Source organism: Ruania rhizosphaerae (assembly GCF_009805705.1).
GTDB lineage: Bacteria > Actinomycetota > Actinomycetes > Actinomycetales > Beutenbergiaceae > Ruania > Ruania rhizosphaerae.
Genome location: NZ_VSMB01000008.1, coordinates 46,814 through 64,377, shown reverse-complemented (window position 1 = coordinate 64,377; position 17,564 = coordinate 46,814). Strand labels below are relative to the sequence as shown.

Here is a 17,564-nt window from a genome sequence, read left to right as displayed (position 1 = left end):
CGCCGCAGCTGTGGCGGCTGACCTCAGCGTCCCAGGTCCAGGTAGGCGTCCAGTCCCACAGCCAGTCCGGGGCGGGAACTCACGGTTCGCACCGCGAGCAACACCCCGGGCATGAACGAGGAACGTTCGAAGCTGTCCGTGCGGATCGTCAGCTGCTCACCCGCGTTGCCGAGCAAGATCTCCTCATGGGCGACCAGCCCTTGCAACCGGACTGCGTGTACGGGGATGCCATGGACTCGCGCGCCACGTGCTCCGTCGAGACAGGTCTGCGTGGCGTCCGGAGCCATGGGCATCCCCTCCCGGGCTCGGGCCACCGCCTGTGCCGTGTGCACCGCCGTACCGGAGGGGGCGTCAACCTTGTTCGGGTGATGGAGTTCAATGATCTCGACCGACTCGAAGTAGCGCGCAGCCTGGGCAGCGAACTGCATGGCGAGGACGGCCGAGAGAGCGAAGTTCGGAGCGATCAGGGCGCCCAGCCCCCGACCATCTCGTCCGAGATGCTCACGCACCCGGTCCAGCGCTGGCTCATCCCATCCGGTGGTTCCCACCACCGGATGAACCCCGGCATCGATGAGTGCGTGCACATTCGACTCCGCGGCCGACGGCACCGTGAAATCCACGGCGACATCCGCGACACCTGCGAGCACCTCGATATCGTCGCCGACGTCGAGACGGGCCACCAGCTCCATATCCGGGGCCTCCTCGACCGCCCCGCACACGGTACTGCCCATCCGGCCGGCTGCTCCCAGGACGGCGACCCGCACGGGGCTTCCCCCAGCCGGCACTGCACCCCGAGCGGATTCCGCACGAGTGCCCTGCATACTCTCCTCGGTCATACCTCACGTCCCTTCTCGAACCTGCCCTGACCTCGGTAGGCAGAGTCGAACGGGCCCACGACCGTCAGGTGGCGAGGCTGAACCAGCAGATCTGCCGCCAGCGCCCGGACGTCCTCCGCCCGTACTGCGCGTACGCGATCGAGTGTCTCGGTCACAGTCAGCAGTTCGCCGGTGCTGATCTCGGTGCGGCCCAGTCGTGACATCCGGGAGCCGTTGTCCTCCAGCCCCAGCACCATCTGGCCGCACACCTGACCGATTCCCCGCTCCAGCTCCTGCACCGGTACAAGGTCACTGGCCAGGAGCTGCCACTGCTCCTCGAGCAGATCCACGACCTGCTCGACCTTGCCAGGAGCGCACCCTGCGTAGAGACCGAACATGCCAGCATCGGCGAACCCGCCCGAGAACGAGTAGACCGCATACGCCAGGCCACGCTTCTCGCGCACTTCCTGGAACAGCCGCGAGCTCATGGATCCGCCCAGCACGGCGTTGAGCACAGACATCTCGAACCGGCGCTCGTCCCCGGCCGGCAGACCGAGGCCGCCGAGAAGAACATTCGCCTGTTCAGTGGAACGGTGCACGGTCAAGATGCTCGGATCGGTCGGGAAATCCCCCGAAGCCCCGACGTGCTGATCGCCGCCGGCACGGCGCCGTGCTGCGGGACGTACCCCCTCGAGCAGATCCCAACCCCCGGACCGCACTGCCGAGAGCACCTGCGAGCACAGCTCGTCGTGGTCGACGCCGCCGGCCGCCGTCACCACCAGCTCCGAGGGGATATAGGTCCGGCGGTAGTGCTCGAAGACCGCGTCCCTGGGCACGTCACGGATCGTCTCCGGCGTGCCGCCGATCGGCCGCCCGAGCGGATGTGTACCGAACACCTGGGCGGAGAATCGCTCATGTGCGACATCACCGGGGTCGTCCTCGTTCATGGCGAGCTCTTCGAGGATCACCTCGCGTTCGCTGGTGAACTCGGACGGATCCAGGACGGCGGAGGTCACCATGTCGAGGATGACATCCACGGCCATCGGTTGATCGGCGTCCAGGACACGTGCGAAGTAGCACGTGTGCTCCTTGCCGGTGGCCGCGTTGGCCTCACCGCCGACGGCATCGAACGCCGAAGCGATCGCCATCGCGTCCCTGCGCGGTGTGCCCTTGAACAGCAAGTGCTCAAGGAAATGGGTGGAACCGTGGTGGCCGTCGGTCTCGTCACGCGAACCGACGGCCACCCAGGCTCCCACGGCCACCGAGCGCTGACCGCGCATGGCCTCGGTCAGCACCCGGATACCACCCGGGAGCACCGACCGGCGCACGAGGGCACCTGCTTCGGTCTCCACCGTGAGCTCGGTGCCCGGCGCGCCGGCCGGACCCAGGATCAGCTCTGCCATACCGGACCCGGCACGATCAGTTCGTCGCCTCGGCGGCCGAATCCGACTCAGTCGAGTCAGCCGACTCGGCTTCCTCAGCTGCCTTGTCATCCTCGATGACCGCGTGCAACGAGAGCTTGCCGCGGTCGTCGATCTCGGCGAGCTCCACATCGATCTTCTGACCGACCGAGAGCACGTCCTCGACCGACTCCACCCGCTTGCCGCCGACCAGGCGACGGATCTGGGTGATGTGAAGCAGGCCGTCCTTGCCCGGAGCGAGCGAGACGAACGCGCCGAAGGACATGATCTTGACGACCGTACCGATGAACCGCTCACCGACCTCGGGCATCTGCGGGTTGGCAATCGCGTTGATCGCCTGCCGCGCCGCCTCGGCCGACGGACCGTCGGTGGCACCGATGAACACGGTGCCGTCGTCCTCGATGGAGATGTCGGCGCCGGTGTCCTCCTGAATCTGGTTGATCATCTTGCCCTTCGGGCCGATGACCTCGCCGATCTTGGAAACCGGAACCTGCACGGTGATCACACGCGGGGCCGTGGCGGCCATCTCGTCCGGCGTGTCGATCGCCTCGGCCATGACGTCCAGGATGTGCAGACGCGCCTCCTTGGCCTGCGTCAGGGCACCAGCCAGGACATGCGCGGGGATCCCGTCGAGCTTGGTGTCGAGCTGGATCGCGGTGACGAACTCTCGGGTACCAGCGACCTTGAAGTCCATGTCGCCGAAGGCGTCCTCGGCCCCGAGGATGTCGGTGAGCGCCGCGTAGCGCGTCTCACCGTCGATGGTGTCCGAGACAAGCCCCATCGCGATACCTGCCACCGGTGCGCGCAGCGGCACACCGGCGTTCAAGAGTGCGAGCGTGGAGGCGCAGACCGAACCCATCGAGGTGGACCCGTTGGAACCGAGCGCCTCGGAGACCTGCCGGATCGCGTACGGGAACTCCTCGCGCGTAGGCAGCACCGGCACGATCGCCCGCTCGGCGAGCGCGCCGTGGCCGATCTCCCGACGCTTCGGGCTTCCCACTCGGCCGGTCTCACCGGTGGAGTAGGGCGGGAAGTTGTAGTTGTGCATGTACCGCTTGCGAGTCTGCGGCGACAACGTGTCCAGCTGCTGCTCCATCTTGAGCATGTTCAGCGTGGTGACGCCCATGATCTGGGTCTCTCCGCGCTCGAAGATGGCCGAGCCGTGTACCCGGGGCAGCACCTCCACCTCGGCCGAGAGGGGCCGGATGTCGCGCAGCCCGCGACCGTCGATGCGGAAACCGTCGGTGATGATCCGCTTGCGGATCAGGGTCTTGGTCACCTGACGGAAGGCGGCCGACAGTTCCTTCTCCCGACCGTCGAAGCCGTCCTGCAGGGCGCCGAGCATGGCGTCCTTGATCTCGTCGATACGAGCCTCGCGCTCGGCCTTGCCGGCGATGGCCAGAGCCTCGGAGAGCTTGGCGGCCACCTGGGCCTCCACAGCCTCGAATGCATCGTCGGCGTAGTCCGGGAACAGCGGGAACTCCTGGACCTCCTTGGCCGCCTGGCCCGCGAGCGCGATCTGCGCCTCGGCGAGCGCGCGGATGGAGGTCTTGGACGCTTCGAGACCCTCGGCCACGACGTCCTCGGTGGGGGCGCCCACGCCCTGCTCGGTGATGAGCGTCCAGGCATTGTCGGTCGCCTCGGCCTCGATCATGGCGATCGCCACATCCTGGGAACCGTCCTCGGCGGTCACGATGCGACCGGCGACAACCATCGAGAAGACAGCGCGCTCGAGTTCGCTGTAGCGCGGGAACGCGACCCACTGGCCGTCCACGAGGGCGATCCGGGTGGCGCCGACCGGGCCGGAGAACGGCAGGCCGGACAGTTGCGTGGACATCGAGGCGCCGTTGATGGCCAGGACGTCGTACGCGTCGTCAGGGTGGATCGCCAGCACGGTCTCGACGACCTGGACCTCGTTACGCAGTCCCTTGACGAACAGCGGACGCAGTGGTCGGTCGATGAGGCGGCAGGCCAGGATGGCCTCGGTCGAGGGACGTCCCTCGCGGCGGAAGAACGAACCGGGGATCTTCCCTGCGGCGTACTGGCGCTCCTCCACGTCCACCGTGAGCGGGAAGAAGTCGAAGTGGTCCTTCGGGTGCTTGCCGGCCGTCGTGGTCGACAGGACCATCGTGTCCTCGTCGAGATAGGCGACGGCGGAGCCGGAAGCCTGCTTGGCGATGCGACCGGTCTCGAACCGGACCGTGCGGGTGCCGAATGAGCCGTTGTCGATCACGGCTTCGGCGAACTGGATTTCGGGACCCTCCATGGGTGCCCTCCTTCTGTGGTGAAGGGCCCGGCGGTCATCGATCGAGGCTCACGGACCGTCAGTCCGGAAGCCACTACCGAGGACCAGCGAACCCGGGTGTGTACGTCGGTGATGCAGTTGTCGGTCCGGACCACCGGCCCGGACGTGCGACCGGCCCGGACCCTAGGGGCCCGAGCCGGTCCAGGAATCAGCGGCGGATGCCGAGACGTTCGATCAGCGAGCGATAGCGCTCGATCTCGACGCTGCGCAGGTATCCGAGGAGCCGGCGGCGCTGACCGACCAGCAACAACAGACCACGACGGGAGTGGTGGTCGTGCTTGTGCTCCTTGAAGTGCTCGGTGAGGTCGCTGATGCGCCGCGTCAGCAGCGCGATCTGGACCTCGGGGGAACCTGTGTCGCCCTCATGCGTGGCGTACTCGGTGATGATCTGCTTCTTGACGTCCGGCTCCAGGGCCACAGGATCTCCTTCGTAATTCACTCGTTGCGCGGAGCACCGGGGCATGTCCACCCGGGCATGACACATCCGCGGCCGATCTGACGGCAAGGTCAGGGTATCACCCCGGGCACTGCCGGAAGGAGTTCCGGACGTGGGACGTCAAGCACATCGGCCGCCTCGACCACGTCCCGCCGCATCTGCTCCACGAGCGCTTCGAAGCCCTCGAACCGGACCGTGGGACGCAGACGTCTCACGAACTCGACGACGACCTCCTCGTCGTAGAGATCCAGGTCGCGCCGGCCGAGGACGTGCGCCTCCACCTGGCGCACGGTGCCGTCGAACGTCGGGTTGGTACCGATGGAGATCGCGGCGGGAAGCCGATGGGGTTGAGCCGCCTGCAGATGCCGGGGATCCCACAGCAGCCAGCCCGCATAGACGCCGTCGGCGGGGACGGTACCGGTCGCGTCGGTCGCAAGGTTCGCCGTCGGGAACCCGAGCTGACGCCCGCGCGCCTCGCCGTGGACGACGCTGCCACGCATGCGGTGAGGGCGGCCGAGCACCGCCGAGGCTCCGGCACAGTCGCCGGCCGCCAGCAGTTCACGCACCCAGGTGGAAGACCAGCGTCGATCGCCCACAGCGGAGACGTCCTTGACGAGCTGGACCGAGAAGCCGAGCCGCTCACCCAGCTGAACCATCGTCGTCCGGTCGCCACTGTTGTCACGTCCGAAGCGCACATCCTCGCCGACCACCACCCGGCGGACCCGGAGCGCGTCGACGAGGGTACGCCGCGCGAACTCCTCAGGGGACTGCGCAGCGAAGCCGGCGGTGTAGGCGATCACCAGAGTGGCATCGAGTCCGGTCTCAGCAAGTAGATCCAGCCGGTCCGCGAGACCGGTGAGCAGCTCAGGCGCCTCCTGCGGCCGGTGCACGGCCGCCGGGTGCGGATCGAAAGTAACCGCCACCGACTGGCACCCGAGGGCATGAGCGGTGTCGACGACGTCGGCGAGCACGGCCCGGTGGCCGAGATGAACTCCGTCGAAGTTCCCGATCGTGACCACACTCGCGGTCAGATCAGCGGGGACCTGATCGATCCCATACCACCGCTCCACTCGAGTCCCATCTCTTCGATGCCGTGAGTGACGTCGTCGACGTCATGCATGTGCTGCAGGCTCACCCGCAGCGCCTCCCAGCGTGCCACCTGCCCGCGAGTTCAGCGAGCTCCGGCCCCGCGGCGAGGAGGGTCAGTCCTCGACCACCGACGGCGGAACACCCAGGTCGTCGATGGCATCCCAGAGCTCGTCCGGCACCTGCACGGCCCGCCGTCGCTCCAGGTCTGCGATCCGCTCCGGTCGCGAGATGCCCACGACGGTGGAGTCCACCAGCGGTGACCGAAGCGAGAACTGCAGGGCCGCCGTCGCCAGGTCGATCCCGTGGGACGCACAGATCTGCTCCAGCTGCCGGACCCGCGCGACGAGCTCGGGCGGGGCGGGGCGGTAGGCGTACGTACCGCCGCTCGCCGAACCGCGGGCCAGCAACGAGCCGCCGAAGGGCGCCGCGTTGAAGACGCCCATCTTCCGCTGCCGGGCGGCCTCGAGCAGCGTCATGGCCCGCCGTTCGACGAGGGTGAAGCGGTTGTGGGTCAGCAGCACATCGAAGCAGTCGCTCTCGACGTAGCGCCCCACCACCGAGACCTTCCCGGCGGCGATACCGATCGCATCCACGGCCCCGGACTCCCGCAGCTCCAGCAGACCGGCAACCGCACCCTGAGGGCCCATCGCCTCGGTGAAGTCGATCCGGTACGGGTCGTGCAGGTGCAGCAGACTCACCCGGTCCACACCGAGCCGAGCCAGGCTCTCGTCGTAGGAGCGCAGCACCCGGTCGCGGTCGAACGCACCGGTCTCGGGGTCGGCATCGACCTTGGTCACGATCTGCCGGCCCGGCGCGATCCCGGACTCCCGTAGTGCGAGCCCGAGGATGCGCTCACTGTTGCCGCCGCCGTAGACGTTCGAGGTGTCGACCACGGCCGCGGGACCGTGCAGCATCGCAGTCGCGAGCTCGACGGCGTCCCGTTCAGCCGGGCTGCCCGGCTCGACCCCGGAACCCATACCCGAGGTACCGAGTGTGAGCGGGCTGACGGAGATCCCGGTCCGCCCGAGGGGGCGCAGGTCGCTGACGAGGTCGGAAGGTGTGGGCATGGAACCAGCCTACTGGGCTTCGCCGTCCCGAACCGTGCCGGTCAAGCCGGGTCGAGAACGAGCACCGGGCGCGCCCGGCCTGCCTCGTCCTGCAGCAGAGCGATCCCTCGGCCGTCCGGAGCGAGCGCCGCAGTCACCCCATCCGTCCCTGTCGGAGGGATGCGGCGGCCGAACCGGATCTCACGCGCCTCCTCCACCGACAGGTGCCGGACCGGGAAGGCCACCCGGAGCACCGCGCTGACGTCGAGGACGCTCAAGGTCGTGGTCGACGCCTCGAGGCGTTCGGCCGTGGCCACATCGAAGGGGCCGACCCTGGTACGTCGCAGTGCGGTCAGATGCCCTCCTGTGCCGAGTGCATGCCCGAGATCGCGCGCGAGGGCGCGAACGTAGGTCCCCGATGAGCAGGACACACGTGCGTCGACGTCGAGCACCTCGGTGCCGTCGTCGGCGTGGGCCGGGCGAACGCCGGTCACGTCGAAGGTGTGTACGGTCACCGCTCGCGGCGCCAGCTTCACGTCCTCCCCGCTGCGTACCCGGGCGTAGGAGCGCTGACCGTCCACTTTGATGGCGCTGACAGAGCTCGGGATCTGCTCGATGGCACCGGTGAGTGCCGCCACCGCCTCCTCCAGGCCACCTCTGACGGCGGAGCCTGCGTCAGCGCCGATACCCGGAGTACGGATGACCTCGCCCTCAGCGTCATCGGTGACCGTCTCCTGGCCGAGACGGATCGTGGTGACGTACTCCTTCTCGGCGCCCACCAGGTACGTGAGCAGCCGGGTGGCCCGGTTGACGCCGAGCACGAGCAGACCAGTGGCCATCGGGTCCAGCGTTCCCGCGTGACCGATCTTGCGAGTGGCCAGTAGCCGCCTCGCACGTGCCACGACATCGTGGCTGGTCCAGCCGGCCGGCTTGTCGACCAGGACGAGACCGTCGCTCATCGGCTACGTCCGGGCTCCTCGCCGGTCGTACCGGCGGGGTCTGCCGTGGCTGCGCCGATCTCATCCGCCCCATCAGCGTCCTCATGGGTGCGGTACGGATCCGCATCCCCGGCATACTGCGCGTTCTCGCGCAGCTGCGCCAGCTCGGCATCCCGGGCGGCGGCGCTGCGCAACGCCTCCTCCAGGTGTGCGGCCGTCTCCGGGACGGCGTCCGGGACGAACTCCAGTGTGGGGGTCAGGCGCACTCCGGTACGGCGCCCGACCTCGGAACGGATGACACCCTTGGCGGACGCGAGCGCCGCAGCACTCCCTGCCCGTTCCTCGTCGCTGCCGAGCACCGTGTAGAAGATCGTCGCGTGCTGCAGATCACCGGTCACGCGCACATCGGTGACGGTCACGAACCCCAGCCGAGGATCCTTGATACGGGTGTCGAGCATGGTCGCGACGATCTGCTGGATCGCATCCGCCAGCTTCCGGGCCCGTGCTCTGTCCGCCATGATGTGTCCTCGTCTTCTTGTCCGTTCCCCCAGCATGCCACGTCGCGGCAGACTGCGAGGGCCGGGCGCAGCCGTCGTCCAGCCGCCCCCGGCCCTCGCCGGTACCCGTCAGGAGCGGGGCTTCTCCTGCATCTCGAAGGTCTCGATGATGTCACCCTCACGGACGTCCTTGGCTCCGAGCCCGATACCGCACTCGAAACCGTCGCGGACCTCCGTGACGTCGTCCTTCTCGCGACGCAGCGACTGGATCGCCAGGTCGTCGGAGATGACCACGCCATCACGCAGCAACCGGGCCTTCGCGTTGCGCCGGATGAGCCCAGAACGCACGATCGAACCGGCGATGTTGCCCGCCTTCGAGGATCGGAACACCTGGCGGACCTCCGCGGTGCCCAGCTGGACCTCCTCGTACTCGGGCTTGAGCATGCCCTTGAGTGCGGCCTCGACATCGTCGATCGCCTGGTAGATGACCGAGTAGTACTTGATCTCCACACCTTCACGATCGGCCATCTGCGTGACTCGCTCGGCGGGTCGCACATTGAAGCCGATGATGACGGCGTTGTCCACCGTGGCAAGGTTGACGTCGTTCTGCGTGATCGCACCCACCCCGCGGTGGATGATCCGCAGCGCGACCTCCTCGCCCACGTCGACCTTGAGCAGCGCGTCCTCGAGCGCCTCCACGGCACCCGAGACGTCACCCTTGATGACGAGGTTGAGGTGATCGACCTTGCCCTGCTCGAGCGCCTGGGTGAACTCTTCGAGCGAGATCCGCTTGCGGCGCTTGGCCAGGGTCGCGGCGCGTTCAGCGGCCTCCCGCTTGTCCGCGATCTGCCGAGCAGTGCGGTCGTCGGGCGCAACGAGGAAGGTGTCACCGGCGCGTGGCACGGATGTCAGCCCCAGGACCTGCACCGGGTTGGCCGGACCTGCCTCCTTCACCGTCTTGCCGTGCTCGTCGAACATCGCTCGCACGCGTCCATGGGCAGTACCGGCGACGATCGCGTCCCCGACACGCAGCGTGCCGGACTGGACCAGCACCGTGGCGACAGCGCCTCGACCCTTGTCGAGGTTGGCCTCGATCGCCACACCACGCGCGTCCTTGTCGGGATTCGCGGTGAGCTCCAGCGCAGCGTCCGCCGTCAGCAGGACCGCCTCGAGCAGGTTGTCGATCCCCTCGCCCTGGGTGGCAGAGACATCCACGAACATGGTCTCGCCGCCATACTCCTCGGCGATCAACTCGTACTCGGTCAGCTGCTGGCGGATCTTCGCGGGGTTGGCGTCCGGCTTGTCCACCTTGTTGACCGCCACCACGATCGGCACGTTCGCCGCCTGAGCGTGGTTGAGCGCCTCGATCGTCTGGGGCATCACGCCGTCGTCAGCCGCCACCACCAAGATGGCGATGTCGGTGACGTCGGCACCACGGGCACGCATGGCGGTGAACGCCTCGTGACCCGGTGTGTCGATGAACGTGACGGCACGATCGTCGCCCTCATGCTCGGCGTGGACCTGGTAGGCACCGATGTGCTGGGTGATGCCACCTGCCTCACCGCCCACGACGTCCGTACGACGGATCGCGTCCAGCAGGCGGGTCTTACCGTGGTCGACGTGGCCCATGACGGTGACGACCGGGGGTCGCGCCTGCAAGTCCTCGTCGGACTCCGCTGCCTCCTCGGCCGCGAGGTCGATGTCGAAGGACTCGAGCAGCTCGCGGTCCTCGTCCTCGGGAGAGACGATCTCGATGACGTACCCGAGCTCGGCTCCCAGTGACTTGAACGTGTCCTCGTCGAGAGACTGGGTGGCGGTCGCCATCTCACCGAGGTGGAAGAGCACCGTCACCAGGCTCGCCGGGTTGGCGTCGATACGGTCGGCAAAGTCGGACAACGAGGCACCGGCGCGGATGCGGATGACCGTCCGGCCATCACCGCGCGGGACCTGCACACCGCCGATGGACGGTGCCGACTGCTGCTCGAACTCTTGACGCTTCGCCCGCTTCGACTTGCGCCCCCGGACCGGACGGCCACCCGCGCGACCGAACGCGCCCTGAGTGCCACCGCGACCACCACGGCCACCGCCACCGGGACGGCCACCGGGACGGCCACCGAAACCGCCGCCACCACCGGGGCCGCCCGGGCCACCGGGACCGCCTCGTCCGCCGCGGCCACCGCCACCGCCGCCACCGCGTGCGGGGGCGCCGGGCCGGCCGACCGAGCTACGACCGGGCATCATCCCGGGCGTCGGACGTGACCCACCTGGTCCTGCTGGAGCGGCGGAGCGACCACCGGAACCACCCGGACGGGGGGCTGGGCGCTCGCCGCGAGGGCTGGCGCTACCACCAGCACGGTCACCGCTACCGCGGGCGCCACCGCTCCCACCGGGACGCGGCATGCCCTGCGACGGCGCGAACGGGTTGTTCCCGGGGCGCGGCGCACCGGGACCACCGGAACGCTGACCACCGGGACGTGGGCCCGGACGATCGCTACGTTCACCACGATCGCTGCGTTCGCCACGCTGGCCGCCCGGGCGAGGCATGCCCTGCGACGGCGCGAACGGGTTGTTCCCGGGGCGTGTGCCGCCGGGCTTGGGAGCCGGACGTGCACCGGGCTTCGGTGCGGCCGGCTTCTTGGCTGCCGCTTCCGCCGGGGTCGGCGCCGCGGTCTTCGGGGTCGGCGGAGCCTCGGACGCCGGGCGCGATTCGGAGCCAGGCTCCGGAGCGGGCGCGGTCTCAGGCTTCGGTGCCGGTTCCTCTGGTGCCTGCTCAGCCTGGGGTGCGGACTCAGCCTGCGATGCTGGCTCAGCCTTCGGTGCAGGCTTGGCCGGAGGCTTCGGTGTGGCCGACTTGGGCCGAGCCGGAGCATCCTTCTTAGCCGGTGCCGGCGCCGCGGAGTCGGTCTCCGGGAACGCCTCGCGCAGACGACGCTGGACCGGCGGTTCGATAGTGGACGAGGCTGACTTGACGAACTCACCGAGCTCGTTCAGCTTCGCCAGGACGGTCTTACTGTCGACGCCGAGCTCTTTCGCGAGCTCGTGAACGCGGACTTTTGCCACAACTCTCCTGTCTCGGTCCGTCCCGAGGCAGGGGTCGGACCGTCGTTAGCGGTGCGTGCTCATCGCTGGGTGCTCATCGGGTGCCCATCGGCTTCTGACCCGCTCTCTTGTTCGATGATCAACGGTTCACGGCGGACAAACCGGTCGAACCACTCCACCACTTTCCCATGCTCAGCCCGGACCGGGATCCGGAGGGCACGGACGATCGCTCGTCGGCTGATGGCGCGGTCCAGGCAGTCCAGGTGCGGATGCACCCAGGCTCCCCGCCCTGGAGAGCTGGCCTTCGGATCCACCACAACGGACGGATCCGAGGTGGAGGAGTCCGCGACCAGGCGAACCAAGGTGGACCGGGAGTCACGTCCTCGGCATCCGACACACGTGCGGACAGGACCTCGGGAGTGATTCATACGTTCGCAATCCCTTGACCGGTGCCTGGACCGCACCTCGCCGCTGGCAAGCGGACGAATGGACGGGGCCGTGACCCACCAGCCAACTATACTACTGCGTTTCAGGTACGGCGGTCGCGCCGGGCCCGGCGTCGGCACCGTCAGGGAGGGTGTCGGGCCGGATGTCGATCTTCCAACCGGTCAACCTGGCGGCCAGGCGCGCGTTCTGGCCCTCCTTGCCGATCGCCAGCGAGAGTTGATAGTCGGGTACGACCACACGCGCCGAGCGTGCCGCTGCGTCGACGACCTCCACACTGCTCACCCGCGCCGGGGAAAGCGCGTGAGCTACGAACGTCGCCGGGTCCTCACTGTGGTCGACGATGTCGATCTTCTCTCCGCGCAACTCGGCCATCACAGCCCGCACCCGCTGACCCATCGGTCCGATGCATGCGCCCTTCGCGCCGAGGCCCGTCACGGTGGAGCGGACGGCCATCTTCGTGCGGTGCCCGCTCTCACGCGCGAGAGCCGTGATCTCGACACTGCCGTCGGCCACCTCGGGGACTTCGAGAGCGAAGAGCCGGCGGACCAGGTTGGGGTGGGTGCGCGAGACCGTGATCGACGGCCCCTTGAAGCCGCGCGCGACCTCCAGCACGTACGCCCGGATCCGCTCTCCGTGACGGTACGTCTCGGTCGGGACTTGCTCATGGGCCGGGAGCACGGCCTCCACTCCGCCGAGATCGATCAGCACCGTACGCGGGTCCCGGCCCTGCTGGATGGTCCCCGCGACGACGTCACCCTCCTTGCCGCGGAACTGGCCCAGAACCTGGTCATCCTCGGCATCACGAAGCCGCTGCATGATCACCTGGCGGGCGGTCGAGGTCGCGATCCGACCGAAGTTCTCCGGCGTGTCGTCGAACTCGGGGCCCAACCGCGGTCCCGGAGTCACCGTCACGTGCTCGCCCGCCTCACCCTCGACCTGCACCTCCTCCGCGGGCGCCTCGTCCTCGAGAACCTCACGCGCGTAGACGGTCACGTGACCGGACCTACGGTCCAGCTCCACGCGAGCGTTCGTCCATGCGCCATCGGTGCGGTGGTAGGCGGAGAGCAATGCTTGCTCGATCGCTGCCACCAGCGTATCCAGCGGGATGTCGCGCTCACGCTCGATCATCCGCAGAGTCGCCATGTCGATGTCCATGCCCGGTCCTCTCAGTCCTGGCCGTCGCCGGCGCGGTTCAGCTCGACGTCGATACGTCCACGGACCACATCCGACAGCGGCAGGCTGACGGTACCCGATGCAGTCGCCAGCGTGAGCTCGTGCCCATCCGTCCCGAGCACTCGCCCGCTCACCTCCCGATCGCCGGTGGCGACCGTCACGAGCCGGCCCTCGGCCCGGCGGAAGTGCCTCGGTTCGGTCAGCGGCCGCGTCACACCAGGGGTCGTGACCTCCAGCAGATACGAACCGGCAAGCAGATCCTCCACCTCGTCCAGGCGTTGCGAGACGGCCCGCGAGACGTCCGCAAGCGAGTCCGACGTCACACCGCCAGGTCCGTCCGGCAGGTCTACGGTGACGCGCACCACACGGCGCCGGGCAGCACCGGAGACGCTCACGCCCTCAAGGTAGAGGCCCGCGCCGGAGACGACCGGGGCGAGCACCTCGTGCAACTGTTCGCCGAGTACGTGCGGTCCAGGTGAGGGGCTCATCAGTTGTTCTCCTTGTGCAGTTGTTCTGCTGGTCCAGTGTGGTTCGACCAGGGTAGGCGCCCGGCATGGCACGATCAACGCGTGGACCGACACATCCCTGGCCCGCCGCGCGGGCGACGACGACGGACGGGACGGCTGACGCTCTGGCTGACGGCGGTCCTGGTCCTCCTGGGTGGCTGCGCGATCCGGCTCGACGTTCCTCCGGATCCGGTGCCCAGCCCCGACGCGGCGGAGCAGGTGCGCCAGGACGCCGCGATCGCCAGTGCGCAGCTCGCGGAGTTGGCCGGTCTCGCGTCAGCACCCGACGAGGAGACATCCGCTCTCGTGGCCGGAATCGGCACCTCGGCTCAGGCTCAGCTCGAGGCCCTCGGTGGGGTCTGGCGTGCCCCTGCGCGCCCCGAGAACCCCAGCCCGTCCGTCCCTGGTCTCGACGTCCCCGACGATGCCCGGCCGGCCGACGTGCTCACCGCCCTCGTCGACTCGGCAGCGACGGCCCGCGAGGCCGTCGCCGAACCTGCCGTGGACGGGGATCTCGCCGCACTGCTGAGCGGGATCGTCGTCCAGCGGGAAGCTGCGGCGGCGACGCTCGCCGAGATGCTCGATCTCGATCCCGGGCTGGCCGACCCTGCCCCGCAGATGCCTGCCACCGTCACCGAGGCTGCGGCCGGGCTGTGCCGCACGCTGGACGCCCTGGCGTACGCCGGTGAGACGATCGCAGCACGCAGCACCGGGGACGCGCGGGCACGAGCCGCTGCTCAGGCGATCTCCGACCGGGACCTGGCCGAGCAGGTGGCGGTCGCTGCCGGCCTCGACGGCACCTCGGACGATCCACGGGAGGTGAGCTACGCCGTCGGGGATCTGCAGGCGGACATGGCCGCCTGGCGGGCGGACCTGATGCCCGGATGGCTGGCGCAGATCCCCTCCGCCGATCCGGAGGACCGGTTGGGACTGCTGGACCATGCCCGAGCCGCGGCGCGCGTGGCTCCCCCGGATCTCTCCCAGCCCTTCCCAGGGCAGGGATAGGGCCGGCCGATCAGCGCAGCGAGAGACCAGCCCCGGTCAGCAGCTCACGCAGCCGTGCCACAGCCTGCTCGGGCGGGAGTTCCTCGCGATCCCCGCTGGCCCGATGGCGCACCTCGACCACACCGTCGGCCAGTCCGCGACCCACCACGAGCGCATAGGGCAGGCCGAGCAGCTCGGAGTCGGCGAACTTCACCCCGGCGGATACCTTCGGGCGGTCGTCGTAGAGAACCTCCACCCCCATGGAGTCGAGCTCGTCCGCGAGTCTCTCGGCGGTTTCGAAGACGGCTGGGTCCTTCCCGGTGGCGAGCACGTGCACGTGCGCTGGGGCGACCGGTACCGGCCAGGCCAGCCCCTTCTCGTCGCTCGTCGATTCCGCAATCGCTGCGAGCACCCGGGTCACTCCGAGACCGTAGGAGCCCATCGTCACCGTGACCGCCTTGCCGTTCTGATCGAGCACCGACAGCTCGAGCGCCTTCGCATACTTCTGCCCGAGGGCGAAGATGTGACCGATCTCGATCCCGCGAGCCAGCTCCAGCGGGCCTGAACCGTCCGGCGCCTCGTCACCGGCACGAACCTCGGCGACGTCGATCACCCCGTCCGCGGTGAAGTCGCGGCCGGCCACCAAGTCGAAGACGTGCTTGCCGCGTTCGTTCGCGCCAGTGACCCAAGCCGTACCGGGGACCACGCGTGGGTCGAGCAGATAACGCACGGCACCGCCGGCTCCATCTGTCCGATCCTCCTCGCGGGGCGCACCGTTCGGGCCGAGCACCTGCGGACCGATGTAGCCGGGCACCAGCTCCGGGTGCGCAGCGAAGTCCGCCTCGGTGGTCTGATCCACCTCGGCCGGGAAGACGGCCGCCTCGAGACGCTTGGCATCCACCTGCCGGTCGCCGGGCAGGCCCACCACCAGAAGCTCGCGCTCCCCGGTCGGAGAGACCAGGGCGACCACCACGTTCTTCAGCGTGTCGGCCGCCGTCCAGGGTCGGTCCTGCCGCGGCGCGATCTGATTGGCGGCGGCCACCAGCGTGTCGATGGTGGGCGTGTCGGGCGTGTCCTCCACGTGCGCCGGCCCGATGCCGGATGCATCCTGCTCGCCAGGGACGGGTGTGGCGACGGCCTCCACATTGGCGGCGTACCCGCCGGCGGAGCGCACGAAGGTGTCCTCCCCGATCTCACACGGGTGCAGGAACTCCTCTGAGCGCGATCCGCCCATCGCCCCGGCCTCGGCAGCCACGATCACGTAGTCGAGGCCGAGCCGGTCGAAGATGCGCTGGTAGGCCCCGCGGTGCTTGGCATACGAGGCGTCCAGGCCGGCCTCGTCGATATCGAAGGAGTAGGAGTCCTTCATGATGAACTCCCGGCCGCGGATCAGTCCGGCCCTCGGACGGGCCTCGTCGCGGTACTTCGTCTGCACCTGGTACAGGATCGCCGGCAGATCCTTGTACGAGGAGTACAGGTCCCGCACCAGCAGGGTGAACATCTCCTCGTGTGTGGGCGCCAGCAGGTAGTCGGCCTCCTTGCGGTCCTTCACGCGGAACAGATTGGGTCCGTACTCGGTCCAGCGGCCGGTCGCCTCATACGGTTCCTTCGGCAGGAGGGCCGGGAAGTGCACCTCCTGGGCACCGATGGCGTCCATTTCCTCGCGGACCACGGCCTCGATCTTGGCGAGCACCTTCAGGCCCAGCGGGAGCCAGGAGTAGATCCCCGGCGCCGCGCGCCGGATGTATCCGGCGCGCACGAGCAGTTTGTGGCTCGCGACCTCGGCATCGGCCGGGTCCTCTCGCAGGGTCCGCAGGAACAGGGTCGACATCCGCATCAGCACGCCGCGAGTCTAGTGTCCCGCGCCGGGGGTTCGGTACCGGAGGCCGGCCTGCCTGGCCCGTCCGGGCCCGGCAGGCCACACTGGAGTCATGCCCGAGATGCCCGAGGTGGCCGGCCTGGCTGCCTACCTCACCGAACGGTTGACCGGCCGCACCGTCGCGGCCGTCCATGTGCCGGGGATCCAAGCCCTCAAGACCTTCGATCCGCCACCGCAGGCGCTGGTCGGGCGCATCGTGGACCGGGTGGACCGGTACGGGAAGTGGCTCGACATCCTCACCCGTGCCGGGCAGGATCGCGATGACGACGACGATAGCGACAGCGAGGAGAGCACCCTGTCGCTCGTCGTCCATCTCGCCCGCGCAGGCTGGTTGCGCTGGCAGGAGAAGGCGCCCGCTACGGTACCCCGCTCACCCAAGTCGCCGATCGCGGTACGAGTCGTTCTCGATGACGGGTCCGCCTTCGACCTGACCGAGGCCGGGACCCGCAAGCGCCTCGCCGTCCATGTGGTCCGTCGGGCCGGCGAGGTGCCGCTGGTGGCCAGCCTGGGCCCTGATCCGCTCAGCGACGAGTTCACGCCGGCGGTCCTCGGCGAGCTGCTCGGCCGGCGACGGGCGCAGCTCAAGGGGGTGCTGCGCGACCAGAGCATCATCGCCGGGATCGGAAACGCCTACTCCGACGAGATCCTGCATGCCGCCGGGATGAGCCCGTTCGCGCCGACGACGTCGTTGACACCGGAGGAAGTCAGCGACCTGCATGCGACGATGCAGGCCGTGCTCGCCGAAGCCCTCGCTGCCGCGGCAGGCAAACCCGCCGCTGAGCTCAAGGATGCCAAGCGGGCCGGGATGCGGGTGCACGGCAGGGCCGGACACGAGTGCCCGGTCTGCGGTGATGTGGTGCGCGAAGTCTCGTTCGCCGACTCCTCGCTGCAGTACTGCGCCACCTGCCAGACCGGGGGAAAGGTGCTCGCCGACCGGCGCATGTCGCGACTGTTGCGCTGACGTGGCGGCCGCATCGGGCGACCTTGCC

The 17,564-nt window shown here is 69.0% G+C and carries 15 protein-coding genes; 2 read left to right on the top strand and 13 right to left on the bottom strand.

Going from position 1 to position 17,564, the window contains the following annotated elements; all coding sequences use genetic code 11:
• Positions 1–23 precede the first annotated feature (23 nt).
• From dapB to FV560_RS12165, 12 genes are all read right to left on the bottom strand, one after another.
• A complete protein-coding gene (gene dapB, locus FV560_RS12220; RefSeq protein WP_159621943.1) occupies positions 24–821 on the bottom strand; it encodes a 4-hydroxy-tetrahydrodipicolinate reductase in 798 nt (265 codons plus the stop codon).
• Positions 822–832: 11 nt separating this feature from the next.
• Positions 833–2,218, bottom strand: coding sequence for a M16 family metallopeptidase (locus FV560_RS12215; RefSeq protein WP_159621822.1), 1,386 nt, complete (start codon positions 2,216–2,218; stop codon positions 833–835).
• Positions 2,219–2,234: 16 nt separating this feature from the next.
• Positions 2,235–4,502, bottom strand: coding sequence for a polyribonucleotide nucleotidyltransferase (locus FV560_RS12210; RefSeq protein ID WP_159621821.1), 2,268 nt, complete (start codon positions 4,500–4,502; stop codon positions 2,235–2,237).
• Positions 4,503–4,689: 187 nt separating this feature from the next.
• Positions 4,690–4,959 (bottom strand): 30S ribosomal protein S15, encoded by a 270-nt coding sequence (gene rpsO / locus FV560_RS12205; RefSeq protein WP_159621820.1) that lies wholly within the window; start codon positions 4,957–4,959, stop codon positions 4,690–4,692.
• A gap of 89 nt (positions 4,960–5,048) precedes the next feature.
• Positions 5,049–6,047, bottom strand: a complete 999-nt coding sequence (locus tag FV560_RS12200) for a bifunctional riboflavin kinase/FAD synthetase (RefSeq protein ID WP_159621819.1) — start codon at positions 6,045–6,047, stop codon at positions 5,049–5,051.
• 132 nt (positions 6,048–6,179) lie between these two features.
• Positions 6,180–7,133: an aldo/keto reductase gene (locus FV560_RS12195; protein ID WP_159621818.1), complete on the bottom strand. Its 954-nt coding sequence runs from the start codon at positions 7,131–7,133 to the stop codon at positions 6,180–6,182.
• 41 nt (positions 7,134–7,174) lie between these two features.
• The gene (truB, locus tag FV560_RS12190; RefSeq protein ID WP_159621817.1) at positions 7,175–8,071 is read right to left on the bottom strand and encodes a tRNA pseudouridine(55) synthase TruB; all 897 of its coding nucleotides are present in this window, start codon (positions 8,069–8,071) and stop codon (positions 7,175–7,177) included.
• A complete protein-coding gene (gene rbfA, locus FV560_RS12185) occupies positions 8,068–8,568 on the bottom strand; it encodes a 30S ribosome-binding factor RbfA (protein ID WP_159621816.1) in 501 nt (166 codons plus the stop codon). The genes truB and rbfA overlap by 4 nt, the downstream gene beginning before the upstream one ends.
• Positions 8,569–8,676: 108 nt before the next feature.
• On the bottom strand, positions 8,677–11,607 hold the full coding sequence (infB, locus tag FV560_RS12180; RefSeq protein ID WP_159621815.1) for a translation initiation factor IF-2: 2,931 nt from the start codon (positions 11,605–11,607) through the stop codon (positions 8,677–8,679).
• A gap of 59 nt (positions 11,608–11,666) precedes the next feature.
• Complete coding sequence (locus tag FV560_RS12175) at positions 11,667–12,014, bottom strand: YlxR family protein (protein ID WP_159621814.1); 348 nt, start codon at positions 12,012–12,014, stop codon at positions 11,667–11,669.
• Between the two features lie 91 nt (positions 12,015–12,105).
• Positions 12,106–13,188, bottom strand: coding sequence for a transcription termination factor NusA (gene nusA / locus FV560_RS12170; RefSeq protein WP_159621813.1), 1,083 nt, complete (start codon positions 13,186–13,188; stop codon positions 12,106–12,108).
• Positions 13,189–13,199: 11 nt separating this feature from the next.
• Positions 13,200–13,694: a ribosome maturation factor RimP gene (locus FV560_RS12165; RefSeq protein WP_159621812.1), complete on the bottom strand. Its 495-nt coding sequence runs from the start codon at positions 13,692–13,694 to the stop codon at positions 13,200–13,202.
• An 81-nt stretch (positions 13,695–13,775) separates the two neighbouring features.
• Here FV560_RS12165 and FV560_RS12160 point away from each other — a divergent pair, with 81 nt between their 5' ends.
• Complete coding sequence (locus FV560_RS12160; protein ID WP_159621811.1) at positions 13,776–14,717, top strand: hypothetical protein; 942 nt, start codon at positions 13,776–13,778, stop codon at positions 14,715–14,717.
• Between the two features lie 10 nt (positions 14,718–14,727).
• Here the strand turns inward: FV560_RS12160 and FV560_RS12155 are convergent, their stop codons facing one another.
• Positions 14,728–16,539 (bottom strand): proline--tRNA ligase, encoded by a 1,812-nt coding sequence (locus FV560_RS12155; protein WP_159621810.1) that lies wholly within the window; start codon positions 16,537–16,539, stop codon positions 14,728–14,730.
• 88 nt (positions 16,540–16,627) lie between these two features.
• Between FV560_RS12155 and FV560_RS12150 the strand changes: the two genes are divergently transcribed.
• Positions 16,628–17,536, top strand: coding sequence for a DNA-formamidopyrimidine glycosylase family protein (locus FV560_RS12150; RefSeq protein WP_159621809.1), 909 nt, complete (start codon positions 16,628–16,630; stop codon positions 17,534–17,536).
• Positions 17,537–17,564: the final 28 nt, after the last annotated feature.